Origin of the sequence: Serratia sp. JUb9, from assembly GCF_014298095.1 — a bacterium.
Taxonomy (GTDB): Bacteria; Pseudomonadota; Gammaproteobacteria; order Enterobacterales; family Enterobacteriaceae; genus Serratia_B; species Serratia_B rhizosphaerae.
Window position 1 is genome coordinate 1,589,850 of sequence record NZ_CP060416.1, and the last position, 17,477, is coordinate 1,607,326.

20 protein-coding genes are annotated in these 17,477 nt (G+C 59.5%); 16 read left to right on the top strand and 4 right to left on the bottom strand.

Annotation, left to right across the window (positions count from 1 at the left end):
• Positions 1-21: 21 nt before the first annotated feature.
• The 9 genes from folC (at position 22) to hisP (ending at position 8,343) form a co-directional block, all read left to right on the top strand.
• The gene (folC, locus tag HF675_RS07500) at positions 22-1,287 is read left to right on the top strand and encodes a bifunctional tetrahydrofolate synthase/dihydrofolate synthase (protein ID WP_187044351.1); all 1,266 of its coding nucleotides are present in this window, start codon (positions 22-24) and stop codon (positions 1,285-1,287) included.
• Complete coding sequence (gene dedD / locus HF675_RS07505; RefSeq protein WP_187044352.1) at positions 1,288-1,974, top strand: cell division protein DedD; 687 nt, start codon at positions 1,288-1,290, stop codon at positions 1,972-1,974. It begins immediately after the preceding gene.
• Between the two features lie 246 nt (positions 1,975-2,220).
• On the top strand, positions 2,221-2,721 hold the full coding sequence (gene cvpA, locus HF675_RS07510) for a colicin V production protein (protein WP_015673187.1): 501 nt from the start codon (positions 2,221-2,223) through the stop codon (positions 2,719-2,721).
• A 27-nt stretch (positions 2,722-2,748) separates the two neighbouring features.
• The gene (gene purF / locus HF675_RS07515; protein ID WP_105231957.1) at positions 2,749-4,266 is read left to right on the top strand and encodes an amidophosphoribosyltransferase; all 1,518 of its coding nucleotides are present in this window, start codon (positions 2,749-2,751) and stop codon (positions 4,264-4,266) included.
• A gap of 125 nt (positions 4,267-4,391) precedes the next feature.
• Positions 4,392-4,964, top strand: coding sequence for a UbiX family flavin prenyltransferase (locus HF675_RS07520; RefSeq protein WP_111736714.1), 573 nt, complete (start codon positions 4,392-4,394; stop codon positions 4,962-4,964).
• A 312-nt stretch (positions 4,965-5,276) separates the two neighbouring features.
• A complete protein-coding gene (gene argT / locus HF675_RS07525) occupies positions 5,277-6,059 on the top strand; it encodes a lysine/arginine/ornithine ABC transporter substrate-binding protein ArgT (protein WP_105231955.1) in 783 nt (260 codons plus the stop codon).
• 103 nt (positions 6,060-6,162) lie between these two features.
• On the top strand, positions 6,163-6,849 hold the full coding sequence (locus HF675_RS07530) for a histidine ABC transporter permease HisQ (protein WP_105231954.1): 687 nt from the start codon (positions 6,163-6,165) through the stop codon (positions 6,847-6,849).
• Complete coding sequence (locus HF675_RS07535; protein ID WP_105231953.1) at positions 6,846-7,553, top strand: ABC transporter permease; 708 nt, start codon at positions 6,846-6,848, stop codon at positions 7,551-7,553. The genes HF675_RS07530 and HF675_RS07535 overlap by 4 nt, the downstream gene beginning before the upstream one ends.
• 16 nt (positions 7,554-7,569) lie before the next feature.
• Positions 7,570-8,343 (top strand): histidine ABC transporter ATP-binding protein HisP, encoded by a 774-nt coding sequence (gene hisP / locus HF675_RS07540; RefSeq protein WP_105231952.1) that lies wholly within the window; start codon positions 7,570-7,572, stop codon positions 8,341-8,343.
• A gap of 19 nt (positions 8,344-8,362) precedes the next feature.
• On the opposite strand, the gene HF675_RS07545 is transcribed toward hisP, so the two are convergent.
• The 3 genes from HF675_RS07545 to yfcG all read right to left on the bottom strand — a co-directional run bounded on the left by HF675_RS07545 (position 8,363) and on the right by yfcG (position 10,429).
• Positions 8,363-9,268 carry a TIGR01777 family oxidoreductase gene (locus HF675_RS07545; RefSeq protein ID WP_187044353.1) on the bottom strand — a complete coding sequence of 302 codons (906 nt, stop codon included), beginning with the start codon at positions 9,266-9,268 and terminating at the stop codon, positions 8,363-8,365.
• A 36-nt stretch (positions 9,269-9,304) separates the two neighbouring features.
• Positions 9,305-9,679, bottom strand: coding sequence for a dihydroneopterin triphosphate 2'-epimerase (folX, locus tag HF675_RS07550; protein ID WP_105231950.1), 375 nt, complete (start codon positions 9,677-9,679; stop codon positions 9,305-9,307).
• Between the two features lie 120 nt (positions 9,680-9,799).
• Positions 9,800-10,429 (bottom strand): GSH-dependent disulfide bond oxidoreductase, encoded by a 630-nt coding sequence (yfcG, locus tag HF675_RS07555; RefSeq protein ID WP_105231949.1) that lies wholly within the window; start codon positions 10,427-10,429, stop codon positions 9,800-9,802.
• 264 nt (positions 10,430-10,693) lie between these two features.
• Here yfcG and yfcE point away from each other — a divergent pair, with 264 nt between their 5' ends.
• Together yfcE and yfcD are read left to right on the top strand one after the other, a co-directional pair.
• On the top strand, positions 10,694-11,245 hold the full coding sequence (yfcE, locus tag HF675_RS07560) for a phosphodiesterase (protein ID WP_111736715.1): 552 nt from the start codon (positions 10,694-10,696) through the stop codon (positions 11,243-11,245).
• 88 nt (positions 11,246-11,333) lie between these two features.
• The gene (gene yfcD / locus HF675_RS07565; protein WP_105231947.1) at positions 11,334-11,909 is read left to right on the top strand and encodes an NUDIX hydrolase YfcD; all 576 of its coding nucleotides are present in this window, start codon (positions 11,334-11,336) and stop codon (positions 11,907-11,909) included.
• Positions 11,910-11,964: 55 nt separating this feature from the next.
• Here yfcD and HF675_RS07570 read toward each other — a convergent pair whose 3' ends face one another.
• Positions 11,965-12,984, bottom strand: a complete 1,020-nt coding sequence (locus tag HF675_RS07570; protein ID WP_105231946.1) for a LacI family DNA-binding transcriptional regulator — start codon at positions 12,982-12,984, stop codon at positions 11,965-11,967.
• A gap of 459 nt (positions 12,985-13,443) precedes the next feature.
• Between HF675_RS07570 and HF675_RS07575 the strand changes: the two genes are divergently transcribed.
• From HF675_RS07575 to HF675_RS07595, 5 genes are all read left to right on the top strand, one after another.
• Positions 13,444-13,887, top strand: a complete 444-nt coding sequence (locus HF675_RS07575) for a PTS sugar transporter subunit IIA (protein WP_105231945.1) — start codon at positions 13,444-13,446, stop codon at positions 13,885-13,887.
• A gap of 92 nt (positions 13,888-13,979) precedes the next feature.
• On the top strand, positions 13,980-14,261 hold the full coding sequence (locus HF675_RS07580) for a PTS sugar transporter subunit IIB (RefSeq protein ID WP_187044354.1): 282 nt from the start codon (positions 13,980-13,982) through the stop codon (positions 14,259-14,261).
• Between the two features lie 23 nt (positions 14,262-14,284).
• Positions 14,285-15,664, top strand: coding sequence for a PTS ascorbate transporter subunit IIC (locus HF675_RS07585; RefSeq protein ID WP_105231943.1), 1,380 nt, complete (start codon positions 14,285-14,287; stop codon positions 15,662-15,664).
• Positions 15,665-15,677: 13 nt separating this feature from the next.
• On the top strand, positions 15,678-16,517 hold the full coding sequence (locus HF675_RS07590; protein ID WP_160030466.1) for a transketolase: 840 nt from the start codon (positions 15,678-15,680) through the stop codon (positions 16,515-16,517).
• A complete protein-coding gene (locus HF675_RS07595) occupies positions 16,510-17,463 on the top strand; it encodes a transketolase family protein (protein WP_187044355.1) in 954 nt (317 codons plus the stop codon). Before HF675_RS07590 ends, HF675_RS07595 begins: the two co-directional genes overlap by 8 nt.
• The last annotated feature ends 14 nt before the right edge of the window (positions 17,464-17,477 follow it).

Here is a 17,477-nt window from a genome sequence, read left to right on the forward strand (position 1 = left end):
CCAAGTTCAGTGATGGGACTCATGCAAAACCACCAAATTCCTCAAGCCACGTCGCCATTGAGCTCGTGGCTTTACTATCTGGAACGTCTGCACAGCCAGGCGATCGAACTCGGCCTGGAACGCGTGCAAAGCGTTGCAGCGCATCTTGATCTTCTTACTCCGGCCCCGACGGTGTTCACCGTTGCCGGCACCAACGGCAAAGGCACCACCTGTCGCACGCTGGAGGCCATTTTGCTGGCGGCCGGCCTGCGCGTCGGCGTTTACAGCTCGCCGCATCTGGTGCGCTATACCGAACGGGTGCGTATTCAGGGGGAAGAGCTGAGCGAAGCGGAGCACTGCCGCTCGTTTGCCGCCATTGAAGCCGGACGCGGCGACACTTCCCTGACCTATTTTGAGTTCGGCACGCTGTCGGCCCTGCAGCTGTTCCGTCAGGCCAGGCTGGACGTGGTGATCCTGGAAGTCGGCCTCGGCGGGCGGCTGGACGCCACTAATATCGTCAACCCGGACGTTGCGGTGGTCACCAGCATCGCGCTCGACCACACCGACTGGCTGGGCGACGATCGCGACAGCATCGGCCGGGAAAAAGCCGGTATTTTCCGCGGCGGCAAGCCGGCGGTAGTCGGCGAGCCAGATATGCCGGACTCGATCCGTCAGGTAGCGGAAACGCTGGGGGCGCAGCTGTATCGGCGCGGCGACGCCTGGACGTTCAGCGAGCAGGACGAGCGCTGGCAGTGGCGTAGCGAAGGCACCGAACTGAACGACCTGCCGAGGCCCAACGTGCCGCTGGCCAACGCCGGTACGGCGCTGGCGGCGCTGCACTATTCCGCGTTGGAAATTGACGAGCGCGCCATTTTCGCCGGGTTGCAGCAGGCGACGCTGCCGGGGCGTTTCCAGACCGTGCAGCAGTCGCCGCGGCTGATCCTCGACGTGGCGCACAATCCGCACGCCGCCGGCTATCTGGCCGGGCGGCTGGCGCAGCTGCCGCACGATGGCGGCAAGGTGCGCGCGGTGGTCGGCATGCTGGCGGACAAAGATATTGCCGGTACGCTGGCCTGCCTGCTGCCGCAGGTGGATGAATGGTACTGTGCGCCGCTGGACGGGCCGCGCGGCGCCAGCGTAGAGCAGCTGGCGCAGCATCTGCCGCAGCCGCGCTCTTTCACCGATGTTGAAAGCGCCTGGCGACAGGCGATGCAGGATGCGGATAATCAGGATATTGTGATCGTCTGTGGATCGTTCCACACCGTCGCGCAGGTCATGGCGGCGTTAGACGAGATGCGGGGAGAGTGAGTGGCAAGTAAATTTCAGAACCGATTGGTCGGTACCGTAGTGTTAGTGGCCCTGGGGGTGATTATCCTGCCAGGTCTGCTGGACGGTAAGAAAAAACATTATGAGGACGAATTCGCCGCGATCCCGCTGGTGCCGAAGCCGGGCGATGCGCGGGAAAACGACGCCATTCCGCCGGTGAGCCAGCCGCTGCCGTCGCAGCCGCCGGCGGGCACCGGGGCGTTGATGGAGCAGCAGGCGGCCAACGAGGCGGCGACGCAGCAGGCGGTGACTCAGCCGCAGCAGAACACCGCGCCGCCGCCGGCGGTGACGACGCCTTCGCCAGCGCCACAGCCAAAACCGGTTGAAACCAAACCTGCGCCGCCGCCGAAGCCGAAACCGGAAGTGAAGCCGCAGCCGAAGCCGGAGGTGAAACCGCAGCCGAAACCGGCTGAGAAAGTGCCGTCCGGTCAGGCCTATGTGGTGCAGTTGGGGGCGCTGAAAAACGCCGCCAAGGTTAACGAGATCGTCGCGTCGCTGCGTCTGTCCGGCTATCGCGCCTTTACCGTGCCGTCTACGCCGGTGCAGGGGCAGATCACCCGTATTTACGTCGGTCCGGACGCCTCGAAGCAGAAGCTGCAGTCTTCGCTGTCGGCGCTCAATTCGCTCAGCGGGTTGAACGGGCAGGTGAAGCCGTACAGCGCGCGTTAACCCCATTCTTCTGCCGCGTTTGCAAGGCGGGGCAGAAGAATCAGCTATGTAGGCGCGGCGATTGAGAATTTTTTTATCGCCGCTTTTTATTTGTAAATTGCGAGGGAAATCCCCTACGCAAACGTTTTCTTTTTCTGTTAGAATTCGCCGCGCATGGGAAATACCCCAGTGCATTCGGGCTGTGGCCGCTGTGCGACAGCCGGAAGGATGAGGGGACGTGCGGGGCATTTCATTATTGGAATGGTCATGGTCTGGATTGATTACGTCATTATTGCGGTAATTGGATTTTCGGCTCTGGTGAGCCTGATCCGAGGGTTTGTTCGCGAAGCATTGTCACTTGTGACATGGGGATGTGCGTTTTTTGTCGCCAGCCATTTTTATTCTTACCTCGCCGTCTACTTCACCCGTTTTGACGATGAACTGGTGCGAAACGGCATCGCGATTGCGATTTTGTTTATCGCGACCCTGATCGTGGGGGCGATAGTGAACTACGTGATCAGTTCGCTGGTCGAAAAGACCGGGCTGTCAGGAACCGATCGGGTGCTGGGCATCTGCTTCGGCGCATTGCGCGGCGTGTTGATTGTCGCCGCGATACTGTTCTTCCTCGACAGTTTTACCGGCTTCTCGCAAAGTGAAGACTGGAAGCAGTCGCAGCTGATTCCCCAGTTCAGCTACATCATCAGGTGGTTCTTTGACTACCTGCAAAGCACGTCGAGTTTCTTACCGTCTCACTTACCGGGGCGGTAGCGGCTTAGGCTTAGAGGAAAAGACAACATGTGCGGTATTGTCGGTATCGCCGGTTTTATGCCGGTAAACCAGTCGATTTATGATGCGTTGACGGTGCTGCAGCACCGTGGCCAGGATGCCGCCGGCATCGTCACCATCGATGCCCATAACGGCTTCCGTTTGCGTAAGGCGAACGGTCTGGTGAAGGATGTTTTTGAAGCACGGCATATGCAGCGCCTGCAGGGTAATATGGGGATCGGCCATGTGCGTTACCCTACGGCCGGCAGCTCCAGCGCCTCAGAGGCCCAGCCTTTTTACGTGAACTCACCGTTCGGCATTACGCTGGCTCACAACGGTAACCTGACCAACGCGCATGAACTGCGGCAGCAGCTGTTTGAAAGCGGCCGCCGTCATATCAACACCACCTCCGATTCCGAAATTCTGCTTAACGTGCTGGCCGCCGAGCTGGATCGTTTCCCGCACTATCCGTTGGAATCCGACAATATCTTTACCGCCGTGGCGGCGGTGCATCAGCAACTGCGCGGCGCTTACGCCTGCGTGGCGATGATTATCGGCCACGGTCTGGTGGCGTTCCGCGACCCTAACGGCATCCGTCCGCTGGTGATCGGCAAACGCGCGCTGGAGGATGGCCGCAACGAGTATATGGTGGCCTCCGAAAGCGTGGCGCTGGATACGCTGGGCTTTGAGTTCCTGCGTGACGTGGCGCCGGGCGAAGCGGTGTACGTGACGGAAAAAGGCCAGCTGTTTACCCGCCAGTGCGCCGAGAACCCGAAAACCAACCCGTGCCTGTTTGAATATGTCTACTTTGCCCGTCCTGACTCCTTTATGGACAAGATCTCGGTATACAGTGCGCGCGTGCGCATGGGCCAGAAGCTGGGCGAAAAGATCGCACGCGAGTGGGAAGATCTGGACATTGACGTGGTGATCCCGATCCCGGAAACCTCCTGCGATATCGCTCTGGAGATCGCGCGTATTCTGGATAAACCGTATCGTCAGGGTTTTGTGAAAAACCGCTACGTCGGCCGCACCTTTATCATGCCGGGCCAGCAGGCGCGCCGCCAGTCGGTACGCCGCAAGCTGAACGCCAACCGTGCGGAGTTCCGCGACAAAAACGTGCTGCTGGTGGATGACTCCATCGTGCGTGGCACCACCTCCGAGCAGATCGTCGAGATGGCGCGCGACGCCGGCGCCAAGCGCGTCTATCTGGCCTCCGCCGCGCCGGAAGTCCGCTTCCCGAACGTCTACGGCATCGATATGCCAAGCGCCAATGAGCTGATCGCCCACGGCCGCGAAGTGGATGAAATCCGACAGATCATCGGCGCCGACGGGTTGATTTTCCAGGACCTGAGCGACCTTATCGACGCGGTGCGTGAGGAAAACCCGGATATTACCCAGTTCGAATGCTCGGTATTCGACGGTATTTACGTCACCAAAGACGTCGATCAGGGGTATCTGGAGTACCTGGAGTCGCTGCGTAACGATGACGCCAAAGCGCTGCGCGGCCAGGCCGAAGCGGAGAATCTGGAAATCCATAACGAAGGCTAAGCCTGCCTCGCCATACCGATGCGCCGTGCACCGCCGCGGCGCATCGTTCCCGCCTGAACCTTGCTTATCCGCCGTGATTACGGCAAAGTTGCTGCGACCCTTGGAATTTTTGGCAGAGACCCTTCATGAAACGACTCATCATCGGCATTTCCGGCGCCAGCGGCGCTATCTACGGCGTACGCCTGCTGCAGGTGCTGCGCGACGTGGCGGAGGTGGAAACCCATTTGGTGATGAGCAACGCCGCCCGGCAGACGCTGGCGCTGGAAACCGCGTTCAGCCTGCGTGAGGTGCAGGCGCTGGCCGATGTGGTGCACGACTCGCGCGATATCGCCGCCAGCATCTCTTCCGGATCCTTCAAAACGCTGGGCATGGTGATTTTGCCCTGTTCGATCAAGACACTGTCCGGTATCGTCAACAGCTACAGCGACGGTCTGCTGACGCGCGCCGCCGACGTGGTGCTGAAAGAGCAGCGGCGTCTGGTGCTGTGCGTGCGTGAAACGCCGCTGCACCTGGGGCATCTGCGTCTGATGACCCAGGCGGCGGAGATGGGCGCGCTGCTGATGCCGCCGGTGCCGGCCTTCTATCACCGGCCGACCAGCGTGGAAGACATTATCGATCAGACGGTTAACCGCGTGATTGACCAGTTTGACATTGAACTGCCCCAGGATTTATTCACCCGCTGGCAAGGCGCAAATTAACAAATACACCCCCCAATTTGCACATTTGTGCAACAACGCACTGTATTGATGCGCGGCCCGCACCATAATGGGGCCGTTTCACCACGCTCGCTGTTTCATGGTATGGGCATCCTGTCGTTGCCCGTGGCGCGGCCCGAACGGCCGGTTTCATTTTGCGGTTCTCGTCCAGGAAACAGTTTTGCGCAGGGCGGAGCCGTTCCCTCCGTGGCCTGACGCATGCAATGTGGCACGATTACTGCAAATTGATATTGATTCGGTGGGGCACGCTTCCCGCAAGGCATCAAAAAAATAAAATCAATTTGAGGGTAATGTATGAAAAAGCTGGTTAAGGTTCTTCCGCTGGTTATGGCCTTGGCTGCGGCGAACGGCGCATTGGCCGCCATCCCGTCGACGCTGAAGATCGGCACCGATCCGACCTATGCACCATTTGAATCCAAAGATGCCAACGGCGAGCTGGTCGGTTTTGATATCGATCTGGCCAAAGAGTTATGCAAACGCATCAACACCAAATGTACTTTCGTCGAAAGCGATTTCGACGCGCTGATCCCATCGCTGAAAGCCAAAAAAATTGATGCCATCATTTCATCGCTGTCGATTACCGAAAAACGCCAGCAGGAAATCGCCTTTACCGACAAGCTGTTTGCCGCCAACGCCCGCCTGATCGCGCCGAAAGGCTCGAAGCTGCTGCCGACGGTGGAATCCCTGCGCGGCAAGAGCGTCGGGGTGCTGCAGGGCACCACGCAGGAAGCCTATGCCAACGCCTACTGGCAGCCGAAAGGGGTGACCGTGGTGCCGTATCAGAACCAGGATCTGGTGTACGCCGATCTGGCCTCCGGCCGTATTGACGCCGCCTTCCAGGACGAAGTGGCCGGCAGCGACGGCTTCCTGAAGCAGCCGCCGGGCAAAGATTACGCGTTTGCCGGTGAATCGGTGAAGGATGACAAATTCTTCGGCGTCGGCACCGGCATGGGGCTGCGCAAGGCGGATACCGAGCTGAAGGCGGCGCTGGATAAGGCCTTTGCTGAAATGCGCAAAGATGGCACCTACGATAAGTTTGCGAAAAAATACTTCGATTTTGACGTCTACGGCGGCTGACCGCCCGTTCGCCTGCCGGTAGCCGTGGCGGCGCAGCGTGCTGCGCCCGCCCGTGGCTGTCCGGCGGGGATTGCTTACGCCTACTGACGACAGGATGAGGTACATGCTGCAAGGTTATTCCCAACTGATATTTGAGGGCGCGCTGGTGACGCTGGAGCTGGCGCTCAGTTCCGTTCTGCTGGCGGTGGCGATTGGCCTGATCGGCGCCGGCGGCAAACTCTCCAAAAACCGTCTGCTGGCCTCGCTGTTCGGCGCCTATACCACGCTGATCCGCGGCGTGCCCGATCTGGTGCTGATGTTGCTGATCTTCTACGGCCTGCAGATCGTGTTAAACAGCCTGACCGAGGCGCTGGGTATGGCGCAGATCGATATCGATCCGCTGACGGCGGGCATTATTACGCTGGGCTTTATTTACGGCGCCTACTTTACCGAAACTTTCCGCGGCGCCTATCTGGCGGTGCCGCGCGGGCAGATTGAGGCGGCGACCGCCTATGGCTTCAGCGGCGGGCAGACGTTTCGCCGCATTCTGTTTCCGGCGATGATGCGTTTTGCTCTGCCGGGTATCGGCAATAACTGGCAGGTGGTGCTGAAGGCGACGGCGCTGGTGTCGATCCTCGGTCTGAATGACGTGGTGAAGGCGACCCAGCTGGCGGGCAAGGGCACCTATCAACCCTTCTTTTACGCGTTGGTGGCCGGCGCGGTGTACCTGCTGTTTACCACCGTCTCCAACGGCGTCCTGCTGTGGCTCGAGCGGCGTTACTCATTAGGCGTCAAGAGGGCCGAGCTATGATGGAGATCCTGCAACAGTATTGGCAGTCGCTGCTGTGGAGCGACGGCTACCGTTTTACCGGCGTGGCGGTGACGCTGTGGCTGCTGATAAGTTCGGTGGTGATGGGCGGGCTGCTGTCGATTCCGATGGCGGTGGCGCGCGTCTCTTCCCGGCGCTGGCTACGCTTCCCGGTGTGGCTGTATACCTATGTCTTTCGCGGCACGCCGCTGTATGTGCAGCTGCTGGTGTTTTACTCCGGCATGTACAGCCTGGAGATGGTGCGCGGCAGTGAATTGCTCAATGCCTTTTTCCGCAGCGGGCTGAACTGCACCATTCTGGCGCTGACGCTGAATACCTGCGCCTACACCACCGAGATTTTCGCCGGCGCGATCCGCGCGGTACCGCACGGAGAAATTGAAGCAGCCAACGCCTACGGCTTTTCGCGCTTCAAACTGTACCGCTGCATTATTCTGCCTTCGGCGCTGCGCACCGCGCTGCCGGCCTACAGTAATGAAGTGATTCTGATGCTGCACTCCACCGCGCTGGCGTTTACCGCCACCGTGCCGGACCTGCTGAAAGTGGCCCGCGATATCAACGCGGCGACCTATCAGCCGTTTTACGCGTTCGGCATCGCCGCGGTGCTGTATCTGGCGATTTCCTACACGTTGATCAGCCTGTTCCGCAAGGCGGAAAAACGCTGGATGGCGCACGTGACTCACCGATAAAAAACGGAAGAACATCATGTCTGAGATTAAATTAGCCGTCAGCGATCTGCACAAACGCTATGGCGACCATGAGGTGCTGAAGGGCGTATCGCTGGCGGCCAACGCCGGTGACGTGATCAGCATCATCGGCTCTTCCGGCTCCGGCAAGAGCACCTTTCTGCGTTGTATCAACTTTCTGGAGCAGCCCTGCGCCGGCAGTATCAGCCTGAATAATGAAGATATCCGCATGGTGCGCGATAAAGACGGCCAGCTGCAGGTGGCCGATAAAAAACAGCTGCAGCTGCTGCGCACCCGGCTGACGATGGTGTTTCAGCACTTTAACCTGTGGAGCCATATGACGGTGCTGGAAAACGTAATGGAGGCGCCGGTGCAGGTGCTGGGGCTGAGTAAACAGGAGGCGCGGCAGCGCGCGGAGCGCTATCTGGACAAGGTCGGCATCGATCAGCGGGCGCGCGCCAAGTATCCGGTGCATCTCTCCGGCGGCCAGCAGCAGCGCGTTTCCATCGCCCGTGCGCTGGCGATGGAGCCGGAGGTGCTGCTGTTTGACGAACCAACGTCGGCGCTGGATCCGGAGCTGGTGGGCGAGGTGCTGCGCATCATGCAGCAACTGGCGGAGGAGGGGAAAACCATGGTGGTGGTGACGCACGAAATGGAGTTTGCCCGCCATGTCTCCAATCAGGTGATTTTCCTGCACCAGGGGCTGATTGAAGAACAGGGGCCGCCGGCGCAGCTGTTCGATAACCCGCAAAGCCCGCGCCTGCGGCAGTTTCTGTCAGGAGCGCTGAAGTAATCCCACGGCGGCGCGGCGGCTAGGCCGGCGGCTGAATCACCGATGCCAGCGCCTGCTCCAGGTCGACATACCGGAAGCGGAAGCCGGCATCTTCCAGCCGCTTGGGCACCGCGTGCTGGCCGCCCAGCACCAGCACCGCTGCTTCGCCCATCATCAGCCTGATCGCCCAGGCCGGCATGCGCAGCCAGGCCGGACGCCCCAGCGTTTTGGCCAGCAGGGCGGCAAACTGTTCATTATGCGTCGGATAGGGGGCGACCATATTGAACGGGCCGCTCAGAGTGGGGGTGTCGAGCAGAAACAGAATGCCGCTGACCATATCGTCAAGATGAATCCACGGCAGATACTGCCGGCCGTTGCCGATCGGGCCGCCAAGTCCCAGGCGGAAAGGCGGCAGCATCTTCGCCAGCGCGCCGCCGTGCGGGGCCAGCACCACGCCGGTGCGCAGCAGGCACACCCGCGTGCCGTTACTTTGCGCCCGCAGCGCCAGCGCTTCCCAACGCTGACAGAGCCGGTGAGTGAATTCGTCGTGCGGCGCTTCCTCTTCAGTCACCACCGCCTGATCCTGATCGCCGTAATAGCCCACCGCAGAACCGGAAATCAGCACCGCCGGCGGCCGTTCGCTGACGTGGATCAGCGCCGCCAGCCGTTCGGTCAGATCCCAGCGGCTGTGGCACAGGAGCGCCTTCTGCGCTTTGCTCCAGCGTTTATCGGCGATCGGTTCGCCGGCCAGATTAATGACCGCGTCAATGCCGTCGAGGGACGGCTTATCCTGCAGTGAGGGCCAGTAGTCGACATGCTCGCCGAACAGGCCGCGCGCGCGCGCCACGTCGCGGGTCAGCACGCTCACCGAGTGGGAAAGGGCCAGCAGACGCTGCGTCAGGCGGCGGCCGATAAGCCCGGTCGCGCCGGTAATCAGGATATGCATGGTGGATACTCCCCCTGGCGGCCCTGCCTGGCGCGTTTACCTTTCCCGACGATAGCTCATGGTCATCGACACCGAATCGGCGTAGCGCAGGGCCAGTAGTTTATCGATCTCTACCTCAGCATAGGTCACCCACGGATGTTGTTTCACGATATCGAGCACATCCTGGGTTAATTTTTCCAGCAGCGCGAAGCGGTTATCTTCCACGTGACGGATGATGGCCTTGGTGATGGTGCGGTAGTTGAGCGCGTCGGCGATATCTTCGCTGTTGCGTGCCTGGTCGGCCGGGTAGTGGATCTCGACGTTGATCAGTACATCTTGCCGGTTGTTAATCTCTTCTTCCTTGATCCCGATAAACGTGCGCAGCCGCAGGTTTTTTATGCGAATGACGGCGTCGGGTTGGCTAAATGACATCAGCGGTTCTCCATATAATCTGATTATTTGCGTCCAGAATACACGGAAAGTAGGGAAATGATAACGGCGTGGGGGGAAACTCTGCCGGCTGCGGCAGGAAACCGCGCCGGCAGGGGAAGATTACGCCGGATCGGCCAGCTTGTAGGCGCGTTCGGTGGCCGGACGGTTGCTGATGCGTTCGAACCAGTTGCGTACCGCCGGGAAGTCGGCCAGATCGATGCGCTGGCGCGGATGAGAGACGACCCACGGATAGGTGGCGATATCGGCAATGCTGTAGTTGTCGCCGCCGAGATACGGGTGTTTCTGCAGTTCGGCTTCCAGCACGCCGTACAGGCGTTTGGTTTCCAGATGATAACGCTCGATGGCGTAAGGCACCGGCTGCGGCGCGTAATGGTTGAAGTGGTGATTTTGCCCGAGCATCGGCCCGAAACCGGCAACCTGCCAGAACAGCCACTGCAGAGTGGCGGCGCGTTCGCGCAGGCCCTTGCTCAGCAGTTTGCCGGTCTTCTCCGCCAGGTACAGCAGAATTTCGCCGGATTCAAACAGGGAAATGGGGTCGCCGCCGTCTACCGGCTGCTGATCGACAATGGCGGGAATTTTATTGTTCGGGGAAATCGCCAAAAATTCGGGGTTGAACTGTTCGCCGGCGCTGATATTGATGGGATGCAGGCGGTAGGGTAAGCCCACTTCCTCCAGAAACAGCGTGATCTTGTGACCGTTGGGAGTAGGGGCGTAATACAGGTCAATCATACTCTAATACTCCTTGTAAAACATCATGATAAGATGAAGCATGAACCAGTCGGCAGCGTGTGAGCCATGAGATCATTCTTATACTGTTGCGCCGGTTTGTCCATTAAACCCGGCGGCGCGTCAGCGTCGATCGCAGACGACCCGCAATCCAGCTTAGACGATCATCGCCATTTTCGGAAATTGGCCGCCCCTGTTGGCGCGTGTTTTTTTAACCGTCTGTTCTACGCTAAAATAGCGCCTGTTTCGCAGAAAGGAGGAAAGGGGATGAAACTGATGTTTGCCTCGGACCTGCACGGTTCGCTGCCGGCGACGGCCAGGGTGCTGGAGCTGTTTGCACAACAGGGCGCCGACTGGCTGATTTTGCTGGGCGATTTGCTGAATCACGGCCCGCGCAACGCGCTGCCGGACGGTTACCAGCCGGCGCAGGTTGCCGAACAATTGAATCGCTATGCGCACAAGATCATCGCCGTTCGGGGCAATTGCGACAGCGAGGTCGATCAGATGCTGCTGTCTTTCCCGATGGATGCGCCTTGGCAACAGGTGCTATGGCAAAAAAGACGATTGTTTTTAACCCACGGTCACCTTTATCATCCCTCCGCACTGCCGCCGTTATCGGCCGGGGACGTGCTGGCTTACGGCCATACGCACCTGCCGCAGGCACAGCGCTGCGGGGAGATTTATTGCTTTAATCCGGGGTCGGTCAGTTTGCCCAAAGGCGGCTTCCCGGCCAGCTACGGCATGCTGGAGGACCAGACTTTGCGCGTGGTCACGCTGTACGGCGGCGAGGTTGTTGCAGAGGCGGCATTAACGCACTAATTTATACACACAATAAGAATCATTGAATACGGCTAATTGGTCAACCAGCGCGCGATGACCCTCGCGCCAAAATAGAAGGTTTTATAGGATGGCGGAACAGGATCAGGCTGCAGCGAGCGAGTGGGTTGATATCGTCAACGAGCAAAATGAGGTGATTGCTCAATCCAGTCGTCAACAGATGCGTGCGGAACGGCTACGTCATCGTGCGACCTATATTGTGGTGCATGATGGGATGGGGAAAATACTGGTTCAGCGCCGTACCGATTCCAAGGATATCTATCCGGGACGGCTGGATGCGACCGCCGGCGGCGTGGTGCAAAGCGGCGAGAACGTGCTGGACTCCGCACGCCGTGAAGCGGAGGAAGAGCTGGGGATTGCCGGCGTGCCGTTCGCCGAGCACGGCCAGTTCTATTTTGAAGAGGAGCAGTGCCGCGTCTGGGGCGCGCTGTTCAGCTGCGTATCACACGGGCCGTTTGCGCTGCAGGAAGAAGAGGTGGTGGAGGTGACCTGGCTGACGCCGGAAGAGATCACCGCGCGCTGCGACGACTTTACACCGGATTCGCTGAAAGCGCTGTCGCTGTGGCTGACACGCAACAACGAACAGGATTACGGCAAGCCGCTGGCGCGGGCGGAAAAGCCGGAGGACGGCGCGGAAAACGCCTGATTTTGCACGGATATATTAAAGTATAACGCCGGTCTTCTGACCGGCGTTGTCGTTTTCAGCAGCTGTCGCGGCGGCACAGCGTTGAGGGCAGCGAACCTTCAGCATGCCATTCCTGATCATTCAGCCGCGCCAGCAGCGCCTTGCCGGCCTGAATGCCGATCTCCCGGTGCGGCACCGTCATGGTGGTCAACGGCGGCTGGCAGACCCGGCTGACCTCGCTGTTGCCGAAGCCGACCACCGCCAGCTGTTCCGGCACCTTGACGTGCCGGCGCTGGCATTCATACAGCGCGCCGCAGGCCAGCTCGTCCGAGGCGCATACCAGCGCGTCCAGCTCCGGCCAGGCCAGCAAAAACTCCGGCAACTGGTGAGCGCCGGTGGCGAAACTGGCGGGCTGCGCGGCGTTGATCACCCGGTGCGGTGACATATGGCTGCGCAGCAGCGCCTGATGCCAGCCCTGCAGATGCTGCTGGAAAATCCACTGCTCCTGGTTGGCGCACAGCAGGCCGATATTCTGATAGCCCCCGGCGATCAGCGTGTGGGTTAACTGGTACATGGCGGCGACATAATCGATGCCGATGGTGATATCGATCGGGTCATCGCGCAGGGCGCCGATTTCCACCACCGGGATATTGGCGGCCTGCAGCGCCTGACGGGTGGTCGGCGAGTGTTCGACGCTGAGCAGCACCGCCGCCGCCAGATTGTAGGACAGCAGGGTGGTCAGCAGTTTCTCTTCACGTTCCGGATAGTGCTGCGACTCCGCCAGCATGATCTGATAACCCGCCGGCTGCAGCACCTGCTGCAGGCCGGCGAACATCTCGGCGCAGCCGGACTCCGAAAAACTCGGCACCACCATGGCGATGGTATAAGACGACGCCGACGCCAGCGAACTGGCGGCCAGATTGGGCAGGTAGCCCAGCTCATTGACCGCCGCTTCAATTTTCTCTCTCAGTTTGTCTGAAACCTGTTCCGGCGTGCGTAACGCGCGCGACACCGTCATGGTGCCGACGCCTGCCAGCTGGGCGACCTCGGCCAGCGTAACCCTGCCGGTACTGCGGCGTTTTTTACCGATCGACATGCGTAATCCCGACTGAAAATGCGCATCGTGCGCATAAGCGCCAACCCCAGTAGGCGTTAAATGTTACCGACAGTCTGGCCACGGACAGCGCGGAAGAACCGGAGCGTACACAGGGTACGCGGGGGTTCTGAGCCCTGCCCAGGGCTAAACGGTAAAATGGCCTAATGGGATAGGCGCCAAGTGAATGTGGCTGTAAGAAGCGCTGTCACTGACCCTTACTATCCCGGTATGGGATCCATTTTAACGCGTTCCTTCCATCAGCGATAAAAAACTGTGCGACAACGGCAGCGGCGCTGCATTTTTTTGATAGCGCTATCACAGAACCGGGCGATAACGTTTTGGTAGCGCTATCTTTGAGATCTTTATCACAGTGAGGCGTAAAAACGTTGATTAAAGTTTCTTCGTTGCCCGGGCAAACGGGCGTCGACGGCGACGCTGTATCGGGCTGAAGGAGGAGATGTGCTGAAAGACTGGCTGAAGGCAGAGCATATCCAGCTGTGCGAGCAGGTGGAAGACTGGCGGCAGGCGATAACGCTGAGCGCGCAGCCTTTGCTGCGGGGCGGGATCATCAGCGCCGACTATCTGACGGCGATCTTTCGTCAGTATCAGACGCTGGGACCCTATTTTGTGCTGGCGCCCGGCATCGCCATGCCCCACGCCAGACCGGAAGAGGGGGCAAAGGCACTCGGCCTGTCGCTGCTGAAGCTGCATCAGGGCGTGCGTTTCCATTCACAGGACAACGACCCGGTGTTTGTGGTGGTGATGCTGTCGGCGCCGGATGGTGACAGCCATATCGAACTGATTGCGCAGTTGGCGGAATTATTTGCCGATGAACGGGCGATGAGTGCGTTATTCGGCGCCACCGATATAAAACAGATTGAGGAGATTATCGCCCGCTATTAATTCCCAGGTTTATTTATCCTTACCGGAAAAGACCCAGCGCAGAATAATTTCTGCGGCCTTACCCTACGCTTAAAATTTGACAGGTGAAAATAATGAAGATTATGGCAATTTGCGGTTCCGGCCTCGGCAGTAGCTTTATGGTGGAAATGAATATTAAAAAGGTGCTGAAAAAAATGGCGGTTGAGGCGGAGGTGGAGCACTCGGATCTTTCCTCCGCCACGCCGGGCGCCGCCGATATTTTTGTGATGGCAAAAGATATCGTCGACAGCGCCAGCGTGCCGGCAGATCAGCTCGTGGTCATCAGCAATATCATTGATATTAACGAGCTGGAAAACAAACTGCGCGCTTACTTTATTGCGCACTCCATTATCTAAGCAACGCAATTGGCGAGGTGGATATGTTTATCCAGGAAACGCTCAGATTTGTGGTTGATATATTAAAAGTCCCTGCGGTGCTGGTGGGGGTTATTGCGCTGATTGGTTTATTAGCGCAGAAAAAATCGTTTTCCGATGTGGTAAAGGGCACGGTAAAAACTATTCTCGGTTTTATTGTATTGGGCGGCGGCGCGAGCGTATTAGTCAGCTCGCTGAATCCGCTGGGGGGGATGTTTGAACACGCATTTAATATCCAGGGCATCATTCCGAATAATGAGGCGATCGTTTCTATCGCGCTGGAGAAGTACGGGGCCTCTACCGCATTGATTATGGCGTTTGGCATGGTGGCGAATATTATCGTCGCCCGCTTTACCCGGCTGAAATACATTTTTCTTACCGGTCATCACACCTTCTATATGGCCTGCATGATCAGCATCATTCTGTCGGTGGCCGGCTTTGAGGGGATCCCGCTGGTGTTTACCGGCGCCCTGACGCTGGGTTTGGTGATGGCGTTTTTCCCCGCCATTGCCCAGCGCTATATGCGGCGGATTACCGGCAATGATGATATCGCCTTCGGTCATTTCGGCACCCTGGGATATGTGCTGTCCGGCTGGATTGGCGGCCGCGTCGGCAAAAACTCGCGTTCCACCGAAGAGATGAACCTGCCGAAAAATCTCAGCTTCCTGCGCGATAGCTCGATCTCCATTTCACTGACCATGATCATTATCTACCTGATCATGGCGATCAGCGCCGGGCAGAGCTATGTGGAAAGCGCGCTGAGCGCCGGGCAGAACTATCTGGTGTACTCCATTATTCAGGCCATCACCTTCGCCGCCGGGGTGTTTATTATCCTGCAGGGCGTGCGTCTGATTCTGGCGGAAATCGTGCCGGCGTTTACCGGCTTTTCCGAAAAGCTGGTGCCGAATGCGCGCCCGGCGCTGGACTGCCCGGTGGTGTATCCCTACGCGCCTAACGCGGTGCTGATCGGCTTCCTGTTCAGCTTCCTGGGCGGGCTGGTCGGCCTGTTCTTGCTGGGACAGTTCAAGCTGGTATTGATCCTGCCGGGCGTGGTGCCGCATTTCTTCACCGGCGCGACGGCGGGCGTCTTTGGTAACGCCACCGGCGGTCGCCGCGGCGCCATGCTGGGTGCGTTTGCCAACGGCGTACTGATTACCTTCCTGCCGATGCTGCTGCTGCCGGTGCTGGGCGCGCTGGGTTTTGCCAACACCACTTTCTCCGACGCCGATTTTGGCGTGCTGGGCATCGTGCTGGGCAATATGGCGCGCTTTATGAATACCGAAGCGATTATGGCGACGGTGGTGATCATTTTCGCACTGCTGGTGGCGCATAACCTGCTGGGGAAACGCAAAGGCGCGCCTTCCGGCGACGGCGTTAAAAAATAGTGAGGGCCATATAATGACAACGACAGATATCAGGGAACTGCGGCTGCTGGCGAAGGCAATTCGTCTGGAGACGCTGAAGGCGCTGACCGGGCTGGGCTTCGGCCACTACGGCGGCTGCATGTCGGTGGTGGAGACGCTGGCGGTGCTGTACGGCGAGGTAATGCGCATCGATCCCGGCGATCCGGACTGGCCACAGCGCGACAATTTTGTGTTGTCGAAGGGGCATGCCGGCCCGGCGCTGTACAGCACGCTGGCGCTGAAAGGCTATTTCCCGCTGGAAGAGCTGGGCACGCTGAACCAGAACGGCACCCGCCTGCCCAGCCATCCGGACCGGCTGCGCACCCGAGGGGTGGATGCCACCACCGGCTCGTTGGGACAGGGCGTCTCCATCGCCGCCGGCATGGCGCTGTCGCACCGGCTGGCGCAGCGCGATAACCGGGTGTTTTGCCTGCTTGGGGACGGCGAATTGAACGAAGGTCAGTGCTGGGAGGCGTTCCAGTTTATTGCGCACCATAATCTGCACAACCTGACGCTGTTTATCGATTACAACAAACAGCAGCTGGACGGCCTGCTGGATGAGGTGATCAAACCCTTCGATCTGGCGGGCAAGTTCCGCGCCTTCGGCTTCGCGGCCGAGAGCGTCAAAGGGGACGATATTGCGGCGATCCGTGCGGCGGTAGCGCCGCGCCGCAGCGGCGAGCAGCGGCCGCTGGTGGTGATTCTCGACAGCGTTAAAGGCCAGGGGGTGCCCTATCTGGAGCAACTGAGCAACTCGCACCACCTGCGGCTGACGCCGGAGGTGCGTCAGCATATCGAACACGCCATAGCCGAACTGGAGGCCGCCCATGTTTAACGACAGAACGCAGATGGAACAAGACCGCGTTGAAATGCGACAGGTGTATGCCGGCATGGTGCGCGGCCAGATAGAGCAGGGGGCGCCGATTATCGCGCTGGAGGCGGATCTGATGAGCTCGATGGCGATGGATGGCGTACAGCGCGATCATCCGCACCACGTGATTAACTGCGGCATTATGGAGGCGAATGTGATCGGCGTGGCGGCCGGCCTGTCACTGACCGGGCGGGTGCCGTTCGTGCACACCTTTACCGCCTTCGCCAGCCGCCGCTGTTTCGATCAGCTGTTTATGTCACTGGATTATCAGCGCAATAACGTCAAGGTGATCGCCTCCGATGCGGGGGTGACCGCCTGCCATAACGGCGGCACCCATATGTCGTTTGAGGATATGGGCATCGTGCGCGGGCTGGCGCACTCGGTGGTGCTGGAAGTAACCGACGCTACCATGTTTGCCGATATCCTGCGCCAGCTGATGACGCAGGAAGGCTTTTACTGGGTGCGCACCACGCGCAAGCAGGCGACGCGTATTTATCAGGATGGCGCGCAGTTCACCATCGGTAAGGGCAACCTGCTGCGCGACGGCGAGGACATCACGCTGATCGCCAACGGCATTATGGTGGCCGAAGCGCTGCAGGCGGCGCAGATGCTGGCGCGGCAAGGGGTTAGCGCGGCGGTGATCGATATGTTCACCCTCAAGCCGATCGACCGCGATATCATTACCCGCTATGCGACCAAAACCGGGCGCATCGTCACCTGTGAAAACCACAGTATCCATAACGGGCTGGGTTCGGCGGTGGCGGAGGTGCTGGCGGAACACTGCCCGACGCCGATGCTCCGGGTAGGCGTGAAGGAGCGCTACGGCCAGGTCGGCACACAGGCATTTTTGCAGCAGGAGTATGGTTTGACGGCGGAGCATATTCTGGCGGCGGCGCAGCAGCTGTTGTAAAAACGGGGCCGGCA